The organism is Erwinia sp. 1181_3 (assembly GCF_052824965.1).
In genome coordinates this window covers 371,998-397,764 of record NZ_VTDE01000001.1, presented here as the reverse complement: position 1 = coordinate 397,764, position 25,767 = coordinate 371,998, and the positions used below count along the sequence as shown (strand labels likewise).

Below are 25,767 nucleotides of genomic sequence, written 5' to 3'. Positions count from 1 at the left end.
CCCCATCCTGATGCTGGTTAACGTGACTGCTGGCAGATGTGGAGTACCTCTGAAAAAGGGATGCACACAGAGCGACTCTTCTCTGAACCTGTAGCGTGTTGCAGGATTTTCTTTATAAAAGGCCGGATTTGCTTCACGAACAATCTGGCCTCTTTATCATCAAACAGATAACCCATGACCTTGTCTTCCTGAACGCACAACGCCAGATGGCCCGCACTGCCATCGGAATAGGTGAAATTGATATCCTGCAGGGTACGCGTAAAAATGCCCGCGCACTCCATCTTCCTCCCTTCCTCGTAATACAGGTCTATCAGCAAGGTGTTCGTTGGCAAATCTGGCCAGCCTTCATACAGGGGCGGTAACACAGTGATATCCGTTTGTGGCTGACAGGTCCGTTTTTTCTGCTCTTCCTGGAAGGCCTTTTCACCGTCCTGCGACATCGCCTCATTATAAATCACCAGGTAGATTTCCCTGTCTTCAGCATCGGTGGGGCGCAGGCGTTCAAATGCGTGAATCGGTGCCGATGCGGTTCGGTTGGCTCGCCGCTGTGACCATCGCAGCTGGGCCAGTTGCAGGTCTTTATCGCTAATGTCGCGTGATGCTTCCCACTGCGCGGCAAACCATTGATGGATAGCTGCGATCTGCCCGGGGTCCTCGGTTAACAGTCCGGCTTCATCCCACCAGGACTGCTCGCTGCCTTCAAGATTTAATCCGTTAGCGGAAAAATTGGCCGAACCGACCAGCGCCTGTTTCGCCCCGGCGATGACTTTGGCATGCAGTTTGTCCGACTGGCGTATTGTCACGCCCGGCCTATCACGCAGCGCTTTGATCACCTGGGGATTGGTGGCGCCGCTGTCTACATTACAAATCAGCCTGGCGCGCTGACCGACGCGTGGGCAGATCATCGTGTCTGCCCCTTTTCCCCAAAATGCCACTGCCGCAAGCAGTTCTTCTTCGTCTGCTGCCAGCGATGTAACCGCCTGTTGATAATCTGAAGATGTTAAAAACATCGTATTCCCTCTTTATCATGCCAATAAGGCGCTGCCCGACATCAATAAAACATGTTCCTGTTTCGGGCGTCTCGCTATTATCAATGTAATGCCCCCTTTTCAGGAACATTTCCATGGCGCTAACTCTGCTTCGCGTACGTGATGGCCACGGCGCAACGGTGTCATTTTCTGAACTTCTTTTCGACCTGATTTACGTTTTCGCGGTCACTCAACTTTCCCATTATCTTCTGCATCATTTGACGCTCACTGGCGCACTGGAAACCCTGCTGCTGTGGTTTGCCGTCTGGCTCGCCTGGCAGTATACCGCGTGGGTCACCAACTGGTTCGATCCTGAAACCCGACAAATTCGCCTGCTGCTGTTTGGTGTGATGCTGTTGGGCCTGTTTGCCTCTTCAGCACTGCCGCAGGCATTCGGTGACCGTGGCTGGATATTTGCCCTGTTTTACGTTGCGATGCAGGTTGGGCGCAGCGCTGTCACATTATGGTTACTGCCCGCCGGGCATTTGCTGCGGCGTAATTTCCAGCGCATCCTCGGCTGGATGTGTATTTCTGGGGTGTTCTGGCTGTGGGGTGGCATTGCAGAAGGGCCGGAACGCCTTGTGCTGTGGGGGATAGCTGTCGCCTGTACCTACTTCTCACCGATGTTCGGTTTCCCACTGCCGGGCCTGGGCCGTTCAGACAGCAGCAGTGAATGGACCATAGAAGGGCACCATCTGGCGGAGCGTTGTCAGCTGTTTGTTATTGTCGCACTGGGGGAAACCATTCTGATTACTGGCGCAACGCTCAGTGAAACCGACGTGTGGGATGCGCCGATCATTATTGCCTCGCTGGTGGCTTTTATCGGCAGCCTGGCAATGTGGTGGGTCTATTTCGATACCAGCAGCAAGGCAGGCAGTCATGCTATACAACATGCGGATAATCCGGGACAGATGGGTGCCTGCTTCCATTATGTTCATGTGGTGCTGGTCGGCGCGATTATTGTCTGCGCCGTAGCCAATGAGCTGGTGATCGCCCATCCCGATGGACATATCGATACGGCGGCAGCAGCCGTTCTGCTGCTTGGCCCGGCGGTCTATCTGCTGGCCAATGCGATTTATAAACTGATGGTCTACGGCCGGTTTCCGCTGTCGCATATTGTCGGGCTGGTGGCGCTGGCCGGATTAATTCCTGTGGTGTTTATCACCGACAGGTTGATGGTGAATGGTCTCACCACGGTGATTATGATCGTGGTCGCCGGATGGGAGAGCGTTTCACGGCGGTCGGGTTAGTGGCATGGGCGTGGTCTGCAAATCATGTCGCTCGTTTGCATGGAAGAGCACATTTATTGTTTTGACGGGATCATTCCTGATGCCTTGTTGCGGGTCGGGCATGCCCGACCCCTACGTACAGGCATTATTCTTGAATAGGGTGAGACTCGTACCCTCTCTGATGTAGGGGCGAGGCATGCTTCGTCCCGGGTCGGGCATGCCCGACCCCTACGTACAGGCATTATTCTTGAATAGGGCGAGACTCGTACCCTCCCTGATGTAGGGGCGAGGCATGCCTCGCCCGGGTCGGACAGGCAAAAAAAATGCCTGAACTTTCGTTCAGGCATTCTCTTAGAATATGGTGGTGAGAGAGGGGTTCGAACCCTCGATACGTTGCCGTATACACACTTTCCAGGCGTGCTCCTTCAGCCACTCGGACACCTCACCATATTGTTGTCACAACCGGGTTGCTGACGGGCGCTAATGTAGGGAAAACTGCGGTTGCGGTCAACACTGATTCCCGAAATATGCGTGCGTTTAGTCAGTTTTAAATCACTTTGCTGCTTAAAACGGCAGTGGGAGGACTTCATCCGCTGTTAAGCGGGTTACGCGCGGATCATGGCCTGATAATTTCACACTGTGCAGGCCACCGGACGGACGCCCGGCTAAAGTTTCACTTGCCAGCCGTCGCATTTTCCACGAGCTTAAGCAAAAAACAGGAGAAAAAACGTGGATATCATTTTTTACCATCCCTTTTTCAAGGCAGAGACCTGGATCAACGGATTGCAGCAACGTCTGCCTCATGCCCGCATTCGTCAATGGCAGGCGGACGATAATGGCCCGGCTGATTATGCGCTGGTGCGCCAGCCGCCCGTTGAAATGCTTCAGGGGCGCGAGCTGAAGGGGGCGTTTGCGCTGGGCGCGGGCGTTGACGATATCCTGGGGCAGCTGCGCGAGCACCCTGAGATGCTGGCCCCGGGCGTGCCGCTGTTCCGCCTGGAAGATACCGGAATGGGGCGTCAGATGCAGGAGTACGCGGTGTATCACGTGCTCGGCTGGTTCCGCCGCTTTCCTGAATATCAGAAACAGAAAACCGAAACGCTCTGGCATCACCTGCGTAACCGTAAGCGCGATGAGTTCTCTGTCGGCATCCTCGGTGCTGGCGTATTGGGCCGCAGCGTCGCGCAAAGCCTGCTGGCATGGGATTTTCCGGTCAGTTGCTGGAGCCGCTCACCGAAACAGATCGACGGGGTTAGCAGTTTCCATGGCGAGCAGCAGTTAGGCGACTTCCTCTCTTCTACTCAGGTACTGATCAATCTGCTGCCCAATACGCCACAGACCGAAGGGATCCTCAATCGCCAGTTGCTCAGCCAGCTCAAACCCGGCGCGTTTTTGCTGAACCTTGCACGCGGTGCGCATCTGGTGGAAGCCGATCTGCTCGCCGCAATGGAAGCGGGCGAGGTGAGCGCTGCCGCACTGGACGTGTTTAATCACGAACCGCTGCCGGCCGAACATGCTTTCTGGTCGCATCCTGATATTGCGATTACGCCCCATAATGCGGCTGTAACCTTACCAGACGAAGCTATGGACTACATTGCACAGGCTATACTGCGACGTGAGAATGGCGAGATGCCAGAAGGGCGCGTTGATATCAGCCGCGGCTATTAATATAAAGGAGAAAACCGATGTATCCAGTTGACCTGCATATGCACACTGTTGCCAGCACTCATGCCTACAGTACGCTGCGTGACTACGTGTTACAGGCACAAACCTGTGGCGTCAAACTGCTGGCGATCACCGACCACGGCCCGGATATGGCCGATGCGCCGCACTACTGGCACTTCGTAAATATGAAGGTCTGGCCACGGGTGATTGATGGCGTGGGCATACTGCGCGGGATAGAAGCGAACATCAAAAATAATCAGGGTGAGATTGATTGCAGCGGGCCGATGCTCGACTCGATTGATATTATCGTAGCCGGTTTTCACGAACCGGTGCTGGCCCCGCAGGATAAAGCGAGCAATACCGAAGCGATGATCGCCACGATGGCGAACGGACTGGTGCATATCATCAGTCATCCGGGCAACCCGAAACGTGCTTCTACACATTAAGGTAATCATATGTTTTATAAGGAAAAGTGTAGAAATGGCACAAAAATTATACAGTTATCAACGTTGGAGTAGTGCGGTACAGGCAGAAGGTACTACTAAAGACAGGCAATCGGCGGCGGCGGTGAAGTACGCCGAAGATCATGATCTGGAACTGGTAGAGATCATCGATGCTGGGGTGTCAGCATTCAAGGGTGTGAATGCCCGTAAGGGAGGGCTGGCGGCGTTTATCAAGGCAGTTGAAGATGGTTATATTGAACCTAATAGTATTCTCTATGTTGAAAGCCTCGACCGTATTTCAAGAAATAAGATCCTAAAAGCATTAGGACTATTCAATGATTTATTAGAACTGGGTATTACTATTGTTACTGGATCGGATGGTAAGGTTTATACTGAGGATTCAGTTAATGAAAACTCAATGGATTTACTTCAAAGTATGTTGCTTTTCAGTAGAGCACATGAAGAAAGTAAAACAAAACAGATGCGTACTAATGGCCATGCCTTAGCCATGATCCGTCGTTTTCAAAGTGGTGAACCTACTACAATCAAATCTATTGGATCACATCCCTGGTGGATTGATGCTTCTGGTAAAAGTACTGAATCAGTTAAGCCACATCCTCAGTTATGGATACCAGCTCAAGATGCAATTAATATGTTTCTTGATGGTAAGAGTGTCTTTAAGGTTACACAGATACTAAATGAGAAGTACCCCCATGCATATAAAAACAAGGCATGGAGGATGGCTAATGTACGTAAGTTGCGTTTTAATGAAGCCGTGTATGGTGTGAGAAAGGTCAATGTAGATGGTAGGGACTATACACTACCTAATTACTTCCCAGCACTGATTACGGAAGGTCAATTTCTAAGACTTGAAAGTATCAGGGAAACTACAAAGTACATTGGTAAAGTTGGGAAGGGGAGAATAGTTACTGATGCTGATGGTAATGAAAAAGTAATTGCCGAAAAGAACAACATAAATCTTCTTTCTGGAATGGAGATATTCAGATGTGGTCATTGTCGGGGAACGATGATGGCAATGCGTCATGGGCAAACTATCCGTTATCTTTGTGAAAAGGGAAGGGGGTATCATCATGATTGTAAAACTTGGTCAATGCCTGGTATGTTGGTTGAACATACATTGATGCTCGTTACTACAATTGCCTATATCAATATGCAACGTAAGGGGGGTATTGATAAGGTAGATTATTCACAGCAGATAGCTAATACGGAAGTATTGATCAGTCAGATAAGTGAACGTATCAGTAGAGGTACAAAGTTAGTACTTGCTGGTCTGGATGATGTTGATGAAGTAATCCAAGAGTTACAGGATCTAAAGGCAAAAAAGAATCAACTTACTCTTGAGATTGATGTGCTTCAACGTAAACAACTTTTAGCACAGGATACTACCTTTGAAGATCTTCTAATGAACTTCTTTAACTATGCTCAGTATGGAGTACTTCAAGATCCAGTACATGAATACCGAAGTAAGTTGCGGGATATCGTCTATAGTTCCATAGGTGAGGTTTTAGCCTGGAAAGTTGAGCGTAGATTGATGATAAGTTTCCAGATAAAGGGTGATCATGAGTACTACACATTTTCCGCAGGTGATGAACCCTATAACTATATTTTCTACTACGGCTCTCCAGTGCTACTGGGTGAGGACATACAAGAAGAGACTGTAGAACTCAGTGAGGCAGTTAAAACGCGTGTACGGGCTTTCAGTGCGGTCTATGAGGCCACAATGCAACTGCTCAGTACTGCTCATGAACTTCTAAAAACAGTTAATTATCCTGAACTTAGCGGTAAATTATTCTGGCCTAAAAAATAAATCCCCCGGCAAGTACGAAAGTGCTTGCCACATCAAATCCCACATGTATAATAATTAGGTCAAAAAGAAAAGACAGCCATAAGAACTCAATTTGAGTGCTTAGGCTTGCTTGCGTCTGTAGTATGGCATTTTCGTTTTTGCCCTTCCATTCCAACTTGGGGCAGTGTGTCATGGTAACATTACCATGACACATTTTTATAAGAGGCTATAAGGGGTTACTGGAACTCACTATCCTCAATATCATTTCACTCTATTCTTGAGATTAATTACTAAATACTTCTATAGAGTATAGGAGTAGTTATGATTGATTTTTTAGTGGTAATGATTATGTTAGTTATCGGTGTTTGGGTAATGGTTTCGGGCTTCATAGTAGTAATCGCCTATGCGTGGTTCGTAGTACTATTCGCGATGCTTGTTTACGAAATCTTGAAAATTTTTGGAACGACAAAAAAATAGCTGGTATAATCATTAGTAACTGACATTCGTACTGTTAGTATGATAAATAAAGTAGTAGTAAAACATATCTCTCCTTACTAAAGTTACCCCATGTGACATTGGGGTACTTTTTTATCAAAAAGAAGACCAAGTAAGTAATACAAAAAAACAGTTTGTGGCATCTTTTCGTGTATTTCTTCTATATAAAAAACGCAAAAGATGCCACAAAACCACTAAAAGGAATTTTCAAATGAAAGAAAAAAAAGAAAAAACTGTCTGTCTACGTATCAATGACACGCAGGAAAATATACTCACTGCGATTATAAACGCGGGGCTGGCGAAGAACACAAGCCAGGCAATTCAATATCTAATCAACTTATATGGAATCAAAGGGGCGATATAATGTTAAACATCATATCATTTTCATTTAAAGATATAAACCCGACCGGGGGAGAAGACGAGGATACCATTGTATGTGATGTGTATTATCTCGATGAATTATTATGGAGTCGTGTAGTAATAGGTTCTAAGTTCTGGAAGGATTTAAGGGCACTTTGTAAAGAATTTAACATTGGTCACATGTTTGGAAAAATCGACTTACCCACATTAAAAATACTACTAAGAAGTAATGCGGATTAACACATATCCAGGGAGGGATATTATATGAACAGAACAATTACAATCACCCGTACTGAATCAGTGAAGTACATCGACCGTTACACGCAAGAAGTACGTAACACTGGACAGAAGGTACAGAACTCATATAGTCAAGAGTGGGATACATTTTGTAACCACTGGGGGAATGTCGATAATTGGTCCGAGCTTGATAAAAATGGGAAACTTCAACATACGATGTTTCTTGGTGGTGCTTGTTACACCAAAAGGAATGATGCTAATACCGTGTTTCGAAGTATGTTCATTCTTGATATTGACAATCAAGAAGGTGAAGTACTCACGACGATGGAAGATGTTGATAAGTTCTTAGATGGCTATGATTACTTTGTCTACAGTACTTACAGTAATACTCCAGAATACCCGCGTTTCCGTGTGATGTTACCATTACTTGATGACGTAAAGGCAGATGAATGGAAAGAACGCCAGAGTGATATGAAAGCATTCTTTAGTCCTATCGTACAGGATACCAGTTGCTTCACTCTATCACAGGGCCAGATCATGCCATGCTTCCCAACGGGTAAGAAACATATGGCATTCAGCAAACGTAATCAGGGTGTGTTCTTTAGTCTTGAAACTATCCCCAAAGTACTTAAACGTGATCTTGTCATTGACCAGTTCAAGACATATCAACGTACTGCCTATTCTGATGATACGATCCTTGATTATGTCGATTGCGTGAGCATCGCCCTACAAGGCACCTTAGAACGTTCTAAGGCTTTCACGTTCGCTTGCTGGTGTGTTGCTAATGGTATCAATGATCCCCAGTATGTTGAGCGTGTGTTACGTTATGATGCCAATAAGACTACATATGAACGTGCTATAGCTCACATGGTCAACGCAAGTAGATCTTTCATGAACTACTGCGGTAACAACTATCATATGGGTTTTTATGGTAAACACTTACCAGAGGATTTCTGGATCAGACATGCCCCGCCAGCCGAAACCTTTAAATTTGATAGTACCTTTGATCGTTTTGAACAAGCCAAGAAAGAAGCAACCGAAAAGGGCTGGTCGTACTATGAGTTACCCCTCACCGGGCGGTATGGTGAGATTCATGGTAAGGTTGATTATGTTGATGGTATAAACTTTTTGATTAGTGATTGTGGTACTGGCAAATCCCATACCATGATGAATGATCCCATGTGTATTGTACTAAGTCCGTACACATTGTTGGCTGAACAAACTACAAAAAGTGATGGTGATGGTAATCTCTATCCGATGAATGATATCTTCTATGGAAGTGCCACCTATGACCAGGCAGACAAGTTACTCACTGATCATTTATCAGGTGGTAAGAAGAACAAAGAAGCATTGAACTATGATTACAGTACAATGACACTTGTTATTGATGAATGCCATGTACTGTACAATTCAAGTAACTTTCGCCGTAAAGCAATACGTTCGGTTTTCGCAATCATGAAGTTATTCAAGCGTGTAATCTTTATGAGTGGTACGGCACGTCCTGAGTACTTTAGTAATGTTACATTCAACAAAGTGATTCGCGTATGTAAGCACTACCCGTTTACGAAGAAGATAAGCATCTTTGATCACCATAATGTTTATGGCCTTGCGTATTCATTGATTCAACAATCAACAGTACCAGGTATCATCCTTGTTAATAATAAAGAAGATATTGAAGATATCATTAAGAAGTACTCTGATATTAAATTCAAAGAAATAACAGCAGATACTAAATCTGATGCGATTATCAAAGATATGATCAAACGTAGTACGGTAGATGGTAGTGACTACATTATCGGTACTATATCAGTAGTAGAAGGATTAAACTTCGCTGATAACTTTCCAGAAGTTAATGTGTTCATTATCCACACTGATCGTACTGTTTTTAGTACCGAACAGATTGAACAGGTAACTAACCGTTGGAGGAACGCAGAAAAGATCAATACCTACGTATTCAGACATGGTATTGACATTGATGAAACAAGTGAGATTGATTTCTCAGAGGGATCATTAACTACTGACGACTTCATACGCGTGGCACATGAGAACGCAGAGATAGCCAATCGTAAATTATCAAAGTCAATGGATAAGCAGGCATTCAGGAACACCTACCATAATACATGCTTTAGTGAAATGATTCGTTTTGATACTACTTTTAATCAGTATGTACCAGACTATCAATTGATTGATTATCGTATGTATGACATTCGCAGAAGTAACGAACAACTTGATTTACAAATGTATATGTTTGAACTTGAATGTTACGGTTTTCAGTTCTGTGATACTACATACGCATATAACCTTGATATACGTGAAGAGAAAGCAGCACAACGTGAAGCAAAGAAACAGGCAATGAAGAACGCACAGGAAACTATTGTGGATAAGTACGATACAAGTACTGGACGTTTCGATGATTCACTATCATATACAAATGAAGAAAAGAAACTACGCAAAATGATTCAAGAACTATTAGCAATCGGGGTACGTGATATTGTTAATGATTTCGTTATGAGTGAACTACCAAAATCAAATAACCCATTGAAGTTTCTTAGTAATGTCAAGTTTGATGTACACAATAAACTTAATGGTAACTTGATAACAAGCGAGATACAAAGGCTATGGGTACAGATTGCCAATGGTCGTGATTTCATCTTGAACAATGAGAAAGAAATCATCGCTGAGTCAGTACTACGCATGATCCGTACTGGACGATATGAGGATCAACTACACATGGCCGGGGGGCAGTATGGACAGTTTGTTGATGATCAAGGTCATTTAAAATCGCGTCAGTCTGCTGATTCATTCCTAAAATTGTTCGTCTGCTATGAGTCCTTCAAAGTCAGTGCGTCCACTCGTGGTGCTCGTGGAGTCAACTTTAGTCGTACTGGATTGTAGTAATCGTGGCATCTTTTGCGTTTTTTATATAGAAGAAATACACGAAAAGATGCCACAAACCACAACTAAGTGGACGGACTTGCCATCTCGGGATTACACACCCTCACACTTTTGTGGCATCTTTTGCGTTTTTTATATAGAAGAAATACACGATTATTTGCCACCTAAACCAAAAAAGGGCTGTGTTTCTCGCCTGATAAGAAGACCATTCAAAATGGACGGTTCGACGTCTAAATATCACCAATAAAACTAAATAAACAAAATACACAAGTAAGGATTGAATATGAATTTTTTAGAAACAGTATTAACTAACAGTACAGTAGAAGCACTAAAACAACATGGTATCACTGGAACCTATACATTTAATGTTACTGTTGATGAAACAGCAGCACGACTAACAGGGTTAATCGATGGTATGACATTCACAGGACACGTACCATTACCCCTACCATCTAAAGTAGACCTTGACCGGGAAGATTTTACTATCACGGTGACAGTATGAAGGACATAAGAACAATAAAAACTGAAATAGAACACGTATATGATGGAAGTAAAATCCCCGCATCCATGACACAGATACTCAAAGACGGCAGACTCATACTATTCAGTACCTCAAACGTTATCTATGAATGGCAAGTTGATACATTCACCATACTAAGTGTATGGGGAGAGTGGAAGATCACTCAACAGGACTACTTCGGTCTACGTGTGATTGGTGATCCGCCAGAATGGTACATTGAAGACGCCATGACGAACTACGATTACATGGATGCCCTCTGGAACTACCACAATCTTAGTGATGATGAATTGTTCGATGAACACTACCAGAACGGTCGAATTTACATGAATGAAGACAAGTAAAAAGGGTATTTCAAAACAAAAACAAACTTAAGTCATTGATTTATATAGATATTATATTATTTTTAGTTTTAAAAAAGTCCTTATAAATCAATGAGTTATGAATTATTAAAAAATTAAGGGTAAATACCCTGTCTTTTTGACGAAAAACAGCAAAAAAAACGAAAATGGAGCAAAACCGCATGGAAAGCATCAAACATATAAAAGAAATAGCAGCATTACAGATCGATTTGGTAGTGAACTACGTATACACAGAACACAAACACACCTTAGATCGCCTGGCCGAAAACGGACTACCATTCGAATATCTAAACCGAACATACACAATCATACATTCTGAAATAGTGGTCCCGGAATCGGATGATATCACGGTATTACAAAAACGCTATGTACTTCAACAGTGCCGCCGATCAGAAGAACTACAATGAACAGCGAACAAAAGCAGTACCGACTGTATGAAGACGGGGAAGAAATCCACGTATGGGAAAGTGTTTACAATCCCTACTGGCAATGGCATGAATCTTATCTCGTGGCACGATACTTGAAAGAAGAACTACGTACCCTTGACCCCGCACAGCCAGGAACACCATTAGCATTAGCAATCGAACTACTAAAAGGATAAGACAATGGAACTCACACAACAAGTAACAGCAACATATACACATGACTATGAACTAACCCTATCCAACGACAACTACGATGCCATTGTAACTTGTGAAGAACTTGAAATTAAGATCATTCTTGATGGCTTAGGCTTCATGGGAAGCATGGGGAATGAAGAGTGGGAAGGGCGTTACCAATGGTTAGTACATGCAAACTTGATCGAACAGATGGAAGATATCGCACAACAATACTGGAATGAACTAAACCCTAACCTGTAGTTTTATCACACTGAAACATATAGCATTTATAATAATAGTATAACTAATTAGTAATAGTACTTGATCTAATTAGAACTACAGTAGATACTACTTACATCAACCACTACTGAGCGATAGTAATGAAGCTTACTACCCTGATAAAGAAACTATTTGGGAATGATTCCCTTGTGGATTACATGGATGTTAAAGATAGTGAATGTGAAGCATTAGAATACTGGGGTATTGAAACTGATGGTAATTCAGAACCTTCATACTTCGTTAGGGTTTTCTTTGATTATGTAGAACTTACTACTATCAATGGTAAAGTACTGGTCCAAGGTACTGAGGTTGAAGTTAAGAAGGCTATTAAAAAACTAATCTGAGGTACTAATCATGCTGTATGTTCCAGTGTTACAAGTACGCAATCTAAGTTATAAGGGATATCCAATTAGTATCATTACTTTAGGTTCTGATACTACTGTATATGAACTGGCAGAAGACACACGCATCATCGAATCTGGTAAGCAACTCATGTACGTTACTAATGGTAATACAATGGTAATAAGTGCGGATAGCATGATCTACCGTGAGTTAATCTATCGCATACTGAATAGTACAGTACTTGAAGATGGGCAGTACCAATACGCAGCCGCATAGTTTAAGTTGTAATAGTCTTAACATTATCTTATAGTCAGTACAAACCATAATGAGGGATATAAAATGAGCAAAGTAGCAAAACCTTTTGACTTAAAAGCAGCAGACAATAGCGAGTACCGTGATCTTCTGGATGCCTGTATTTCTGCTAACTTTGACTACCAGAGCAAAGAAGCCGTAATTAATCGAATCTTCAAAGGTTATGAAGCGGAAGCAATTGAACATTTCCTCCAGGTATCAAAGAACCTTGAAAGCATCGCCCTCGTGTTCAAACAGCAGATGGACGAACAGAAGAAGAACGCAATCCTTACTGAGGTTGAAGGATTCACTGAGGCTTCCCGTAAGGCTCTTATTGAAGAGTTCATCGCGAAAGGGTATCTACCTTCAACCGTAACCGCACAGGCCACCACACCCACACGTAAGCCACGTACAGACACAATTGATGAAGTACGGATCGGTGGTCAGGTCTATCAGGTTCATGGTGGGGGACTTGGTAAACTAAACAAATATATGTACAAAGGCGATCATCAGCTCAGTGATGCAGAGATCACCAAGTTGTTCGCTGACAACAATATCACTTATGCGATTAACATTCATCGGGCCGATAAACTAGCGTTCATTGAAGAATTTAAAGTATCGTAATAGAAGTACACACAAGCCCCTTCGGGGGCATTTTTTTAACCTGAACGATCAAAAATAATGATCGTTAACAAAAAGAAAATCGATCATGAAAAAACTATTTTTGGTCTTAGTGTTATTCACTACAGGCTGTTCAACTACACATGACTACATGAAGAACGCCTATGTAGGTTATGTGGATTCAAAAGCAATCGTGCTCAGGGATGCAGGTACACGCAATGGCATTCACTTCTACAAGCCACAGTTTGATACAGACTGCCCGTACACTGGCATCTTCCAAACGGACAATACCTCAACTACCTGTTACATACGGGAGAGTAGGATTAGTGATTTAGTATCCTACAGGGACCACAAAGCACGCCCCGGCAAGAAACAACACAGCCAGCCCTATCAAGGGGAGATCGAATAGCAGCCTCCAAGGCTGCTTTTTTTTGGCATTAAAAAAAGGGATAGCCCATTTAGGTGGCAAATAATCCGTTTTTTATATAGAAGAAATACACGATTATTTGCCACCTAAACCACTAAATACCAAACAAACGCGAGGTATTGACATGGACATATACAAACACTTCAAGAACGGCACACTACACATCACACCTGATGGCGACCATCACGGCTATGAACCCAAACGTACTGAATCCTTCCAAGCAATAACAATCAAACACCAAGACTACACCATTGATTTAGATCCACATGGCATTTCGATTAGATATAAATACATTCACATAAGACATGGTAAGTACTTCACCGTGGGCCGCTGGCGTTATCCACTATCCGCGATGGGTAGTAGTCCAGAGCATAAACACCTGGCTAACATGCACGGACTTCTTGAAGAACTGATACACCATCACTCAATAGACAGCGTACCGATCAATGATTGGAAGCTGAGTACAGTACTCACCCAGTACAATGAATGATAACGAAATGAATATAAATTCACTTTGAGTGCATAATGTCAAAGGCTGGTGCTGATGCACCAAAGTGGAGCAATATGTTAACAAATGACGTAACTCATTGATTTTCAACGATTTATTTTTTGGGTCCCCCTGAGTTTTGGCTTGATCGCGAGTTTTCGGCCACGCTTTATTTTAAATATATGTGAAAAATAATGTTACAACATAACAATAAGTGCATAAATAGTGCATAAAGTACAAGGAAGATACTGATGGCAAAACTAACAATAAACTATTCCGAACTTTCCCGCCGCTACGGGTACGATGTATCACAGATTAGCCGTGAATGGGTAGCTCGCGGATTGGATTGTACTAAATCCGAAGCAGAAATCTATATGTGGATTCGTACTAACATAATGGACCCATTGCGTAATACGGATGTTAAAGAACAGATTGAAAATAAACGTCTTGAGAAGATTACAGCCGAAACCGCATTAACTCAGATTGAATTGAAAGAAAAGGAAGGACTGATTATCGACATTGGATATGTTGAAACAGTACTGACCGCATACCTTCATCAAATCAAAACAACATTAAGAACTATCCCTAATAAAACCTACCTTGAGTTATTCGCAATGACAGATGCCAAAGATCTAAGGGATAGATTAAAACAAGAAATCGACCAAACACTATTTGACTTGGGCGAAATGGAATTCGAACTACCCGACGATATGGATATCTTAGATGAACCAGAACAAGAAGAAACTGACAACACTACTGAAGAAAGTAGTACCGACGATCAAGCCACCGAAGATCCAGAAAACCTCAGATTGGATCTCGACGGGGATAGTGAAACTAATTGATGGTCCCGGTATGGGGATGCCATTCATCCCATTTGCTTTTCAACGCGAACCAATGGACATAGCACAGGAACGTAGTACAAAGAAAATTGTACTACAGGCTTGTTCCCAGCTCCTAAAGACACAGGTACTAACTGCCATTTCTTTTAACATACTTGCCAATGATCCGGCTAACTTTGCCTTTGCATCTTCAAGTGCTGATGAAATCAAAAAGTTCCGTCTTGGTAAGTTCATGCCAGCCGTTGAAATGAGTCCAGTACTTTCACAATTGATTACGGACAAGGCAGATAAGAACGCTGCCAATAATGCCAAACAAACAGAAACCAAAATGGGCACGTTTATCTATTGGTTGAACCTGAACACGCCCGGAAACCTTCGCGGTATTACGACACGCGTAGTACTACTTGATGAAGTATCAAACGTTGAAATTGGTGAACAAGGAAACCCAATTAAACTGGCTGAGGCACGTACCAGTACATTTGGTGACGATGCGTTAGTTGTAGTTGCCAGTACTCCACTATACAAGAACGATTTAATTAATGCTGAATACAATCTAAGTGATCAGCGTCGATGGCACGTAACACATACATGCGGTCATGAATACACATTCGAATGGGAACAGGTAAGTTTCAAGTTCAAGCAAATAGAAAACAACCGAGCAATACCAGATTCTGCTACTACTAAACTATTATGTCCTCATTGTAATCAAGAAATTGATGAACACACACGGCATCAAATGGTTAATGCGGGACGTTGGATCGCAACTAATCCAGATGGTGAAAAAGGTGTAGTTGGTTATCAGATCAGCCGTATGTATTCACCACTTGGAACCATCGAAGAAATGGTATCACGTTATGCTGATGCTCTTTATACCTTCAATTTACAAACCTTCTTCAATAACGAATTGGGTGAAATTTATGAAAACGAGTATGAAAAGGAACTTGATGTAATCGCACTTGAACAGAGTCGTGATGATTCAATCAACCTTCATAATATCCCAGAAGAAAGTTTAGGTATTGTAATCGCAGTAGACCAGCAATTAGACCGACTTGAAGCAACAGTACTCGCATTCGATGAAAAAAATGCATGGGTGATCGCTCATGAATTCGTCTATGGACATGACTGTACTAAAATTGAATCACCAGCATGGGCAAACTTGGATAAGTTCTGTAGACAACAGTTCAATACCCCATCAGGACGCACCATACCCACCTTAGCCGTGTTTGTGGATAGTAGTAATGGTAACGCCACTGAAACAGTTAAACGCTTCACAAACCGTTGGGTTAAGTATCATCCGATCAAAGGATCAAGTTCGACTACTTCACCATTGTTTAAGAAGTCAACCGAAGCAGGATACAAACTACAGATACTAAATGTACATGAAGGTAAGTTAGCAATTCGTAAACTACTAAACCATAAACTATCAGATGAACCAGAACTTGCACCGACACAACTACATTTCAGTTCTTCATTACCACAGGATTACTTTGAACAGTTAACCGCCGAAGAACTAAAACCGCGTGGTGGTAAATTACAGTGGAGACTTAAACAAGGTATCAAAAGAAACGAAGCTCTTGACTGTCTTTGCTATGCATTGATAGCCCGCGAATACGCAGTTAGCAAGCTTGGTACGGTACAACCATATAGAAAGTTAAGAGAACACCGAGCAACAGAACGTGAAACGGTAACTATAAATACTACAGAAACCAAAGTCGAAACAGAAGTAAAGAAAGCAACTCCAGTTAAACAACCACGGAGAAGTAGAAATAACTGGTTCGGCAAATAAAGGAATAATAAATGGCGAACCTATTACCAGAAAAAATCTATATGACCAATAACCCATATGATTTTTACGTAAACATGCCACCACATAGTACTCTAATCGTTAATTACCTTTCTAACGGTAAGAGTACAACAATCGAGAACTTCAAGACAACAACCGAAGCAACACTAATCACCTTTGAAATTACGGGTAGTAATGACAAGATGTTTTGTATTCTATTGAATAACGCTAACGGTACTACATCAAACTTTGTCTCTGAACTAATCGACCCTACTAAATTTACTACTGAGTATTCACAACTAATTCAACTTATAAGTGAGATTGAAGAAGTGATAGCAGTACGTATCAAAGGTGGTGGTGTATACAGCATGACAATCAATAATAAAACATTAGTAAGTGAAACATTAACTAATCTTGAAAATATGCGTATCCGTTATATCAAACGAGCTAATGCCTTATGGGCCAGTATGAATGATGAACCAGTAAATGGGAACGGTAAACCTTTCAAAAGTGTAACGGTGTTTCGTGATCCTAATTATCCTAATCGATGGGGTACACGATAATGAGACAACGTAAAATGAGCCTTAACCCTCATAATAAACCATCAGCTCAAAAGCGTTATGTGAATAATCCACAACAAACACTAAAGCGTGACTTACAAGCAGTACGTGGTATGAGTACACCAGTAATCAACTTCGGTTTTACTTCTGGTACTGGTTCCCAAAACCTTAATAACTTAATTCGTTGGTTCTTGAGTGACTGGCGAAACACCAGCCGCGAAGCAATCATTAAGAATCCAATTGGACGTAAGTATATGTCCTTGTCTGTTGATGGTGTTGTTGGGGCAGAAGGGGTTTACGTAAAACCAAACCCAGAACTAGACATTGACCAGGAAGAACTACACAAACTATCACAGAAACTCGAAAAGCGGTTTGACCGTTGGGCATATGATGCTGACCGTTTTAGTCTTGATGGTTCAATGCAGTTCGATATATTCCAACAGACAGTAGAAAAGATCCGCGTACAAGACGGTGAATGTTTTATCAGAATACATAATATCAATGGCACAATTAAACTTGAAATAATGGACGCCGCAAGATTAACGCAACTTAATAACCAATGGTTAGATAATGGCAACTACATCAGCAACGGCATTGAATATGATCAATATCACCGACCAGTGAATTATAACTTCTGTATCTACAATCCGATCACCTATACATACGATGCAACCGCATTTGATGTAGTACCAGCAAGTGAAATCTATCATTACTTCATCCCCGATCAAGCAGGTCAGGAACGCGGTATACCAGATATGATTAGTACAAGTAAAACGATGGAAGACTTGAAGAACTTCACTGAAGCAGCATTGATAGCCAAACGTGTAGCAGCCAGTACCACGGCGTTTATCACGAACAGTAACAGTCAATCTGATGAAGTACAACTAACCGCTGGTGAATCTAATGTAACTGCCACCTATACCGAGTACTTAGAACCGGGTGCTGTCTTTGAACTTTCAAATGACCAAGACATTAAAACCGTAAACCCATCAAATGGTGTTGATAAGATCAGTGAATTCACCAGTGAACTAATGGATCAGATCAGTATGGGATTGAACGTAACCAAGCAGTCACTAATGGGAAGTACAGCAGATGCTTCATTCAGTGCTGCTAAATTGGCAGAACGACTACAGGCTACAACTTTCCGTACTCGTACTAGTACCCTAATTAATAAAGTACTGAAGCCGATTTACATTGCATGGTTAAAGAATGAAATGCTTACAAACAATGATCTTAATCTTTCTTTCTCAGATTTTGATGAATTGATTTGTGCTCGTTACATACCAGTGAAACCAATCTCATTAGACCCGGTAAAGGATATCGAGGCTGAGATTATGCTACTTGATGCCGGACTTAAATCAAAGACACAGATCATTAGTGAAATGGGTGGCGACCCTCGAATTACTTTAGAGGAAATAGAAAAAGAGAAAAACCAAAATAAGGAAATAGAATCAAATGGATTTGAATCTAAAGAAGAACCAGAAGCGGGAGATGAACCTACCAGTAACGGCGATTAATATTGACAACCGTACTATTGAAGTAGCATTCGCAACCGAAACCCCCGTTAGTCGTGAAATAGATGAACAACTATATTATGAAATTCTATTATGTGATGATCTATCAGTAGACCTATCACGAATTAATAATAAAGGTGCAGTACTATTCAATCATGACAGAGACAAACTATTAGGAACAGTAGTAAGTACTTCAATCGATGCTGATAAAGTATGCCGTGCTGTACTAAAAATTAGTAATGTAGGACTTGGAAGTACTATGTGGGCAATGATTGAAGAAGGAATTCTAAGTCATGTATCCGTAGGTTATAACATTTACGATTACCGCATGGATGGTAACAACATTTATGTTACTCGTTGGGAACCATCAGAAATTAGTTTAGTTACTGTTCCCGCCGATGTTAATTGTTCTATTGGTCGTTCTGAAGGTCGCGATGATGATTTCGCCGAAGAACTCTCAGAAGCACATGAAGATGAATCCATAAATAGTACAGAAGATACTAATGATGGGGAACATCTCATGGAAGAACAACCAGAAATGGATGAAACCCGCCTTGATGAAGAAGCATATGACATTAAAGAAACTCTTGAAGTTGTCAATGATGAAGAAGGTGGTGTAGCAAATATTGAATTAAGTGATGGATTAGAAGAGATGATCTCTAAACGTCCAGACTTAATGAAGAAACTACAACAAGGGGTGGAAGTAGAAACCCTAAATAAAGAAGAACCAAGTGAAATTGAAGATCAACGCGAAAGTGAAGAAGAAACTGAACGCAAACGGGAACTAAATTCTATTGGTGTAGTATTAAAAATCGACGTGTCAGAGGCAATTGAAAAAGGAATTTCAATTTCTGATTTTAAACGTTCATTAAATTCAAATAAATCCAATAACGTTAAGGATAACAAAATGGAAAAATCTGTAATCAATGGTCTAATCCGTGCTGCCGCTGAAGGTAAACCATTCGAAGGTGCTCGTCTTGAAGTACCAGTAAATCAATTAGTACGTACTTCAACTACCGTTGGCGGTGCTGCATTAGTTAAAGAAGTATATGTAGATTCTTATATCGATGTACTACGTGCAAATTCTATCTTCGCACAACTACCTATTCAAACCTATTCTGGTCTTGAAGGTGAAGGTAATTTAGTACTACCAAAACTTTCCAGCGACTTTACTCAAATGTTCGCTTTCATTGCTGAAGGTGCTGATAGTCCATTAGTTGATGCGTCATACGAAAAGATCGTACTTGCTCCTAAGACTTTCTCTGGTTCTGTGCCATTGACCCGTACTCTAATCAAATCTGCGGATACAGCAGAACGCTATACCCAGGATGCAATGGTACGCGGTGCTGGTTTGAGACTTGAGAAGGAAATCTTGACTCAAATCGTTACTGCTGCTCCAAGTACTACCCTAACTGCTGCTCCTACTCAGGAAGACATTCAGGAAGCATTGGCTGTACTTGCTACCGCTAACGTTCGTATCTCTGATGTTGTGGCAATCGTACATCCTGCTACCGCTGCTGTACTACGCAGCACACTCGTAGGGGCAAATACAGCGGCTAAGTACATGATCGAAGGTTTCCGCTTTGACGCTTGGTTAGCTGATTCAGTACGCGTAATCGAGAGTACTCAGGTTGCTGCTGGCTCAATCGTTCTTGGTGACTTCTCTAATGTCGTATTGGCATCTTGGGGTGGTCTAACCGTAGATCGTGACGACACAACTCTACGTGCTTCACAGGGCATTATTCTACGTACCTTCGCATACATTGACCACGCAGTCGCACACGCAGAAGCATTCTACGTAGTTAAATTGGCGTAATGACCTATGAGGGCTTTTAGTACATCACAGGGTGATACATTCTTAAAAGCCTTCGGACAAACTATTAAAACCTCAACGGGAGCGGAATTTACAGCAATTGTAGAGGCCGTTCCCGTTTCTATTGATACTGGTGGTGGTTATGTCGAAGGTATTGAGAATTACATCACATTTAAAACGGTCGATTTGATACCTAATCAAATACACATAGGTACTGAAATAGTAATCGAAACTATTGAATATGAAATCTATAACATCGTTGATGACTTATCAGGGATGGTAAACGCATATTTCCGTACTAAAGAAGGGCAATCATTCGCAGAGGATTACTAATGGAAATAGTAAACAAAGTTCGAAAAACCATGAAAACACTAATTGGTGCTACCAAGAACTTAACCACAGGACGTGATGCGGATATCTTTGTTGAATCAGCATTTAATTACAATATGGAAAGTATTACATTCGGTGTACAACGTCAGGTTGGTAACTTCACTATTCAATATGTAGTCTCTCCAAAACCAGAAAGTACTAATACCGCACCATCAATAAGCTATGACCAGATCATTACATCCTTTGATGAAGCAAAAGCATTAGCATTCGTAGATTCGGGCCTAATACTTATTTCATACTCATATGAAGATAGCGATATCGTAACTGATCCTATTACGGGAACAGTATCACTTGCTTTTAGTATAAATATTCGAGTGACGGAGAAAACAAGATAAGGATAACAAATGACAGGGATTTTCACAGGGACTAATTTCAAAGTAGCATACAACACAGACACGGGAAATCGTTCCCCACAAAGTTCTGGTAATATTACGGTTGAAGAATTAGCAGCATTCCCGGTACTAACTATCGATAGCAGTGTTTCTAATATTGAAACATACGATGATGATTACCAACAAAAACTACTGGCAGAATTTAACATCAATACAATTGAGATTGTTGTTAATTATCTACCAGATTCACAAACACATACATTTCTTGATTCACAATCTGATTCACAGGATGAATTTCAACTTGTATTGATTTACAAGGAAGATGGCGAAACCATCCAGTACGCAATTCTTAATGGTGTCATTACTGGTGCTGCTGTTGCTGGTGATAAAGATGCGGTACTGTCCAAGACATACCAATTTACACCAACTGAGTTAGTACAAAGAAGTACTTCTATTAACCTATTAGCACCACTATATCAGGGTGATTATGGGGTTGGCTCTAATGGTTCTTTGATCCCACAATATGATACTGCTACGCCATCAGGTAACTCTTTTATCAAAGTACCAGCAAGTCAGGCGGGGAATCCACTGGCTGCTGATATGATGGGTATTGGACTTGTTGATGATGATACTATCTCAGGTTTAGCAATTAGCAAAACCGGTTCATTAGCGGTGTTCGTCAAGAATGGTAGTACCGCATGGACTCGCATCTACACAGCAACACAGATTGATGGTCGATATGTACCACTAACCCGTACTATCAATGCTAAACCATTAACGGATAATATAGTACTAACCAATCATGATATTGGACTTGGTGATGTAGTCAACGCTCCACAATTGAAAATAGCAAGTAATCTAAGTGATCTTAGTGATGTAGCAACAGCTCGTATTAATCTTGGGGTATATTCTATAGATCAAGTTGATAGTGATGTTAGTACTTTACAAAGCAATATCGATTCAAATACTACAGCCATAACTGCCAACACAAATAATATCAGCGATAGCACTACTAAGATTGCACAGAATACAACTGATATTTCTACTAATGCAACTAACATTACAACCAATACCAATGATATCACAGCAATAAAAACTGATTATGTACCAAAGGCAACAACCGTAAACGGCAAACCACTATCAGGTAATATTGTACTAACAGCAGCAGATATTGGTGTAAGTTCTGATACCCTTCTAAAGGCTAATAACCTTAGTGATCTTGATAATGTTGCAACCGCAAGAAGTAATCTAAGTGTATATTCAAAAACAGAAGTCGATGGTAAGTTCACTACTACCAATGCGAATGTAACAGCGAATAGTACTGACATTATAAACATAAAAACTGATTACGTGCCAAAGACTACTACTGTAAACGGCAAACCACTATCAGGTAATATCGTTCTTACTGCCGCTGATATCGGAGTTAGTACTGATTCACTACTAAAGGCAAATAATCTAAGTGATCTTGCTAATGTAGCAACAGCTCGTACTAATCTTGGGTTAGGTACAGCAGCAACAGTGAATACTGGTACATCTGGATCAGTAATACCACTATTGAGTACTGCCAATACTTGGGCAGGAGTACAGACCTTTACTAATACAATTACTGGTAACATTTCTGGAACCGCAAGTAATGTAACAGGTACAGTACTAATCGCAAAAGGTGGTACTGGTGCTACCACAGCAGCACAGGCATTAATCAATTTACAAAATGCATTACCATTACCATTAGTGGCATCACCAGTAGATAATATGCACGCCACCACTAAACAGTATGTTGATGACCGAGTAAATGCTAATTCTGGTGGTTATGTCGGTAAGCCCTCATGGCATCCATTACGTTCGAGCGTACCAGGTGGTCAAGTCGTCGCAGATGGTCAAACCGTAAACCGTACTGGAACATATGCCAGTGTATGGGCTGAGGTAAGTGCCGGACGTCTACCAAGTGTCACTGAGGCAGTTTGGTTAGCAGATCCCACAAAACGCGGCTATTACTCAACAGGCGATGGTTCAACAACCTTCAGATTTCCTGACTACAACGGTACTCAAAGTGGTTCAATTGCTGCCCCAGTTTGGCGTGGTGACGGTGGTCTGACTGACGGTACTATTCAGATGAACGCCGCACCTAACATTACTGGGTCGTATCGTTCATATAATGCTATCGCTTCAATGGTGGAGGAAAATACTAATCCAACAATTCTAGGGGCAATGACTTTGGCGAGGGGGGCGACAGCAATACCGAGTCCCGGCTACACATATTCGGCCATTGGAACATCAAACTCTAACGTTTCGTATGCTCACCAGTTTGGTATTGATGCGAGTAAATCAAGTTTATCTTATGGACGAGACAGTACTACAGAAGTACGCAGTAACAGCATTGTAGGTTGTTATATTATTCAATATGCAGGAGTTGCTAACAACTCTGGCAGTATTGATGCTTTAGCCCTATCAAACCGAATTGAAACAATCGCAACTCAAGTACAAAAAGTTACTATTACTTCATATCTTGGTAAAACTACATGGCATCCCTTACGTTCAAGTATTCCGGGTGGTTTAGTTGCTGGTGATGGTCAAGTTGTCGACCGTTTGGGTATATATGGTGATTTGTGGGCTGAAGTGAATGCAGGTAGATTACCAAGTGTCACTGATGCTGTATGGCTTGCAGATCCTACTAAGCGTGGTTTCTATTCAACAGGCGATGGGGCAAGTACTTTCCGTCTACCAGATTATAATGGTACACAAAGTGGTTCAATTGCTGCCCCAGTATTACGTGGGGATGGTGGATTAGTTGATGGTACAGCACAACAGAACGCTGCTCCTAACATCACTGGTGCTATTGGTGGTGCGTGGCGTGCTTCTGGGGCTGGTCCTACTGGTGCGTTTTCATCATCGGGGGCATCCACGCAGAACACAGCAGGTACAGCAACATCGACGTATACGGATGTGTTTATTGATGCTTCCCGTTCAAATGCTGCTTACGGTCGTGATAGTACTACAGAAGTTAGAATGAATAGTATCGTAGGTTGTTATATCATTCAATATGCTGGTGTAGCTAATAATGCAGGTAGTATTGATGCACTTGCTTTAGCTAATAGAATTGAGCAAGTAAATACCAATTCAGTAAGTCGTGATACTGCGATGAAACCTCAACTTATGTCTTCATGGGTTGCTTTCACTGTAAATCCTACAACTTTTGCGATTACTATCACTGATAGTTATAACGTATCAAGTGTTACACGTTCGGCTGTCGGTACTTTTACTATTACATTCAGTACAAACATGGCAAATGCCAACTATGGTTGGTCGGGTAGTGCGAGATCACCAGGAGCAGCATTAGTACCTCATAATCTATATAGCTCTTTATCAGATACGAAAACAACCTCACAAATTGTAGTAAGAACCGCATTTGCGACCGCAACTACAGCAGGTGCTTTTGATCCATCTGAAGTAACATTAATATGCACAGGAGGTGTTTAATGGTTATTATATTCGAAAGTAATAATAATATTTCAATAGTTACACCAACACCTTTTGAACAAAGTGGATTAACTATTGAAGAAGTAGCAGTAAAAGCAGTACCAAATGATATTAAATATTGGATTGTTGATGAAGTACTTTTACCAACACAACGCCCACAATCATTGTGGGTTATCAATGAACTTGAAGATGGTAGTATTGAAATTACCATTGACGCAGTAAAAGAACACCAATATGAAGTTGATTTAGTAACAGTTAAAAAGGATCAACTATATGATGATGCTCTTAGCTTCATCAACTCAAAACAATGGCCGAGTAAGTTAGCACTTGGTCGGCTAAGTGAGAAAGACAAGTCATCGTACAATGCAGTACTGGATTATATGGATGCTTTAGATCAATTAGATTTAACTACAGCCCCTGATATTGAATGGCCTGTCTCACCACTATAAATAATAATACCAATGGGGGAAAGGATTCCCCCTCTTATATAAGGAAATAAAAACATGGCTATGGATATCATGTCTGGTGCTAATCTTACTGTTGAAGTAGGAACCGCCGGAACTACATTAGCAACCGATTTCGAAATTGTACCCGAAGTGGCAGCATTCACTACCAGTGGTTTTGAAAGTACTGTTATCGATGTTGTTACATTTAACAGTGCATTTAATCGTAAACTATTAGGTACTAAGTCTATCCCTGATATTGAACTTCAAGTTAACTATTTGGCAGATAATGAAGTACATCAGAAAATGGAAACTCTTGCTGATGAACAAAAACGCTGTCAAGTACGTCTAAGTTATTACGAAGATGCTACCCATACAACTGGCTTCTACGTTGTATATCAATGCTTCGTATCAAGTACAACTATCGCAGGTGATAAAGACGCCGTTGTAACTAAGGCATTTACACTTGCTGTAGATGGTGGTGCAGTTAAATCTGGCGTACTACCAGTAGTACCATAATTATAATAATAAC

The 25,767-nt window shown here is 41.8% G+C and carries 24 protein-coding genes, 1 tRNA gene and 1 pseudogene; 24 read left to right on the top strand and 2 right to left on the bottom strand.

The features are described from left to right. Positions 1–17: 17 nt before the first annotated feature. Positions 18–1,010 (bottom strand): hypothetical protein, encoded by a 993-nt coding sequence (locus tag FY046_RS01830; RefSeq protein ID WP_446185666.1) that lies wholly within the window; start codon positions 1,008–1,010, stop codon positions 18–20. 113 nt (positions 1,011–1,123) lie between these two features. Between FY046_RS01830 and FY046_RS01825 the strand changes: the two genes are divergently transcribed. Then, on the top strand, positions 1,124–2,278 hold the full coding sequence (locus FY046_RS01825) for a low temperature requirement protein A (RefSeq protein ID WP_421506217.1): 1,155 nt from the start codon (positions 1,124–1,126) through the stop codon (positions 2,276–2,278). A gap of 338 nt (positions 2,279–2,616) precedes the next feature. Here the strand turns inward: FY046_RS01825 and FY046_RS01820 are convergent. Beyond that, positions 2,617–2,704, bottom strand: a tRNA-Ser gene (locus FY046_RS01820). Between the two features lie 282 nt (positions 2,705–2,986). Between FY046_RS01820 and ghrA the strand changes: the two genes are divergently transcribed. The 23 genes and pseudogenes from ghrA (at position 2,987) to FY046_RS01705 (ending at position 25,754) form a co-directional block, all read left to right on the top strand. After that, positions 2,987–3,925 (top strand): glyoxylate/hydroxypyruvate reductase GhrA, encoded by a 939-nt coding sequence (ghrA, locus tag FY046_RS01815; RefSeq protein WP_446185665.1) that lies wholly within the window; start codon positions 2,987–2,989, stop codon positions 3,923–3,925. A 17-nt stretch (positions 3,926–3,942) separates the two neighbouring features. Continuing rightward, positions 3,943–4,350: pseudogene (locus tag FY046_RS01810) on the top strand (PHP domain-containing protein); the annotation flags it as partial. 52 nt (positions 4,351–4,402) lie between these two features. Then, complete coding sequence (locus FY046_RS01805; RefSeq protein WP_446185664.1) at positions 4,403–6,193, top strand: recombinase family protein; 1,791 nt, start codon at positions 4,403–4,405, stop codon at positions 6,191–6,193. A gap of 685 nt (positions 6,194–6,878) precedes the next feature. Then, positions 6,879–7,031, top strand: a complete 153-nt coding sequence (locus tag FY046_RS01800; protein WP_446185663.1) for a hypothetical protein — start codon at positions 6,879–6,881, stop codon at positions 7,029–7,031. Continuing rightward, entirely contained in the window at positions 7,031–7,267 is a 237-nt protein-coding gene (locus tag FY046_RS01795; RefSeq protein ID WP_446185662.1) for a hypothetical protein, read from the top strand. Before FY046_RS01800 ends, FY046_RS01795 begins: the two co-directional genes overlap by 1 nt. 24 nt (positions 7,268–7,291) lie before the next feature. Beyond that, complete coding sequence (locus tag FY046_RS01790; protein WP_446185661.1) at positions 7,292–10,159, top strand: DEAD/DEAH box helicase family protein; 2,868 nt, start codon at positions 7,292–7,294, stop codon at positions 10,157–10,159. A gap of 283 nt (positions 10,160–10,442) precedes the next feature. Then, the gene (locus FY046_RS01785; RefSeq protein ID WP_446185660.1) at positions 10,443–10,661 is read left to right on the top strand and encodes a hypothetical protein; all 219 of its coding nucleotides are present in this window, start codon (positions 10,443–10,445) and stop codon (positions 10,659–10,661) included. Continuing rightward, positions 10,658–11,020, top strand: coding sequence for a hypothetical protein (locus FY046_RS01780; RefSeq protein WP_446185659.1), 363 nt, complete (start codon positions 10,658–10,660; stop codon positions 11,018–11,020). Before FY046_RS01785 ends, FY046_RS01780 begins: the two co-directional genes overlap by 4 nt. A gap of 421 nt (positions 11,021–11,441) precedes the next feature. Continuing rightward, positions 11,442–11,639 carry a hypothetical protein gene (locus FY046_RS01775; protein WP_446185658.1) on the top strand — a complete coding sequence of 66 codons (198 nt, stop codon included), beginning with the start codon at positions 11,442–11,444 and terminating at the stop codon, positions 11,637–11,639. A 4-nt stretch (positions 11,640–11,643) separates the two neighbouring features. Continuing rightward, entirely contained in the window at positions 11,644–11,898 is a 255-nt protein-coding gene (locus FY046_RS01770) for a hypothetical protein (protein ID WP_446185657.1), read from the top strand. Between the two features lie 119 nt (positions 11,899–12,017). Beyond that, positions 12,018–12,260 (top strand): hypothetical protein, encoded by a 243-nt coding sequence (locus FY046_RS01765; RefSeq protein WP_446185656.1) that lies wholly within the window; start codon positions 12,018–12,020, stop codon positions 12,258–12,260. Between the two features lie 337 nt (positions 12,261–12,597). After that, the gene (locus FY046_RS01760) at positions 12,598–13,173 is read left to right on the top strand and encodes a hypothetical protein (protein ID WP_446185655.1); all 576 of its coding nucleotides are present in this window, start codon (positions 12,598–12,600) and stop codon (positions 13,171–13,173) included. Positions 13,174–13,721: 548 nt separating this feature from the next. After that, positions 13,722–14,087 carry a hypothetical protein gene (locus tag FY046_RS01755; protein ID WP_446185654.1) on the top strand — a complete coding sequence of 122 codons (366 nt, stop codon included), beginning with the start codon at positions 13,722–13,724 and terminating at the stop codon, positions 14,085–14,087. A 248-nt stretch (positions 14,088–14,335) separates the two neighbouring features. Then, complete coding sequence (locus FY046_RS01750; protein ID WP_446185653.1) at positions 14,336–14,926, top strand: hypothetical protein; 591 nt, start codon at positions 14,336–14,338, stop codon at positions 14,924–14,926. After that, positions 14,913–16,709 carry a terminase gpA endonuclease subunit gene (locus FY046_RS01745; RefSeq protein WP_446185652.1) on the top strand — a complete coding sequence of 599 codons (1,797 nt, stop codon included), beginning with the start codon at positions 14,913–14,915 and terminating at the stop codon, positions 16,707–16,709. The genes FY046_RS01750 and FY046_RS01745 overlap by 14 nt, the downstream gene beginning before the upstream one ends. Positions 16,710–16,720: 11 nt before the next feature. Beyond that, positions 16,721–17,269, top strand: a complete 549-nt coding sequence (locus FY046_RS01740) for a hypothetical protein (RefSeq protein ID WP_446185651.1) — start codon at positions 16,721–16,723, stop codon at positions 17,267–17,269. Next, positions 17,269–18,783, top strand: coding sequence for a phage portal protein (locus tag FY046_RS01735; protein WP_446185650.1), 1,515 nt, complete (start codon positions 17,269–17,271; stop codon positions 18,781–18,783). Before FY046_RS01740 ends, FY046_RS01735 begins: the two co-directional genes overlap by 1 nt. Next, complete coding sequence (locus FY046_RS01730) at positions 18,722–20,596, top strand: phage major capsid family protein (RefSeq protein ID WP_446185649.1); 1,875 nt, start codon at positions 18,722–18,724, stop codon at positions 20,594–20,596. The genes FY046_RS01735 and FY046_RS01730 overlap by 62 nt, the downstream gene beginning before the upstream one ends. A 6-nt stretch (positions 20,597–20,602) precedes the next feature. After that, positions 20,603–20,926 (top strand): hypothetical protein, encoded by a 324-nt coding sequence (locus FY046_RS01725; protein WP_171148710.1) that lies wholly within the window; start codon positions 20,603–20,605, stop codon positions 20,924–20,926. Continuing rightward, positions 20,926–21,318 (top strand): hypothetical protein, encoded by a 393-nt coding sequence (locus FY046_RS01720; protein WP_446185648.1) that lies wholly within the window; start codon positions 20,926–20,928, stop codon positions 21,316–21,318. The genes FY046_RS01725 and FY046_RS01720 overlap by 1 nt, the downstream gene beginning before the upstream one ends. A gap of 9 nt (positions 21,319–21,327) precedes the next feature. Next, entirely contained in the window at positions 21,328–24,792 is a 3,465-nt protein-coding gene (locus FY046_RS01715) for a beta strand repeat-containing protein (RefSeq protein ID WP_446185647.1), read from the top strand. Beyond that, positions 24,792–25,241, top strand: coding sequence for a tail fiber assembly protein (locus tag FY046_RS01710; RefSeq protein WP_446185646.1), 450 nt, complete (start codon positions 24,792–24,794; stop codon positions 25,239–25,241). The genes FY046_RS01715 and FY046_RS01710 overlap by 1 nt, the downstream gene beginning before the upstream one ends. Positions 25,242–25,295: 54 nt before the next feature. Beyond that, the gene (locus tag FY046_RS01705) at positions 25,296–25,754 is read left to right on the top strand and encodes a hypothetical protein (RefSeq protein WP_446185645.1); all 459 of its coding nucleotides are present in this window, start codon (positions 25,296–25,298) and stop codon (positions 25,752–25,754) included. Positions 25,755–25,767 lie beyond the last annotated feature (13 nt).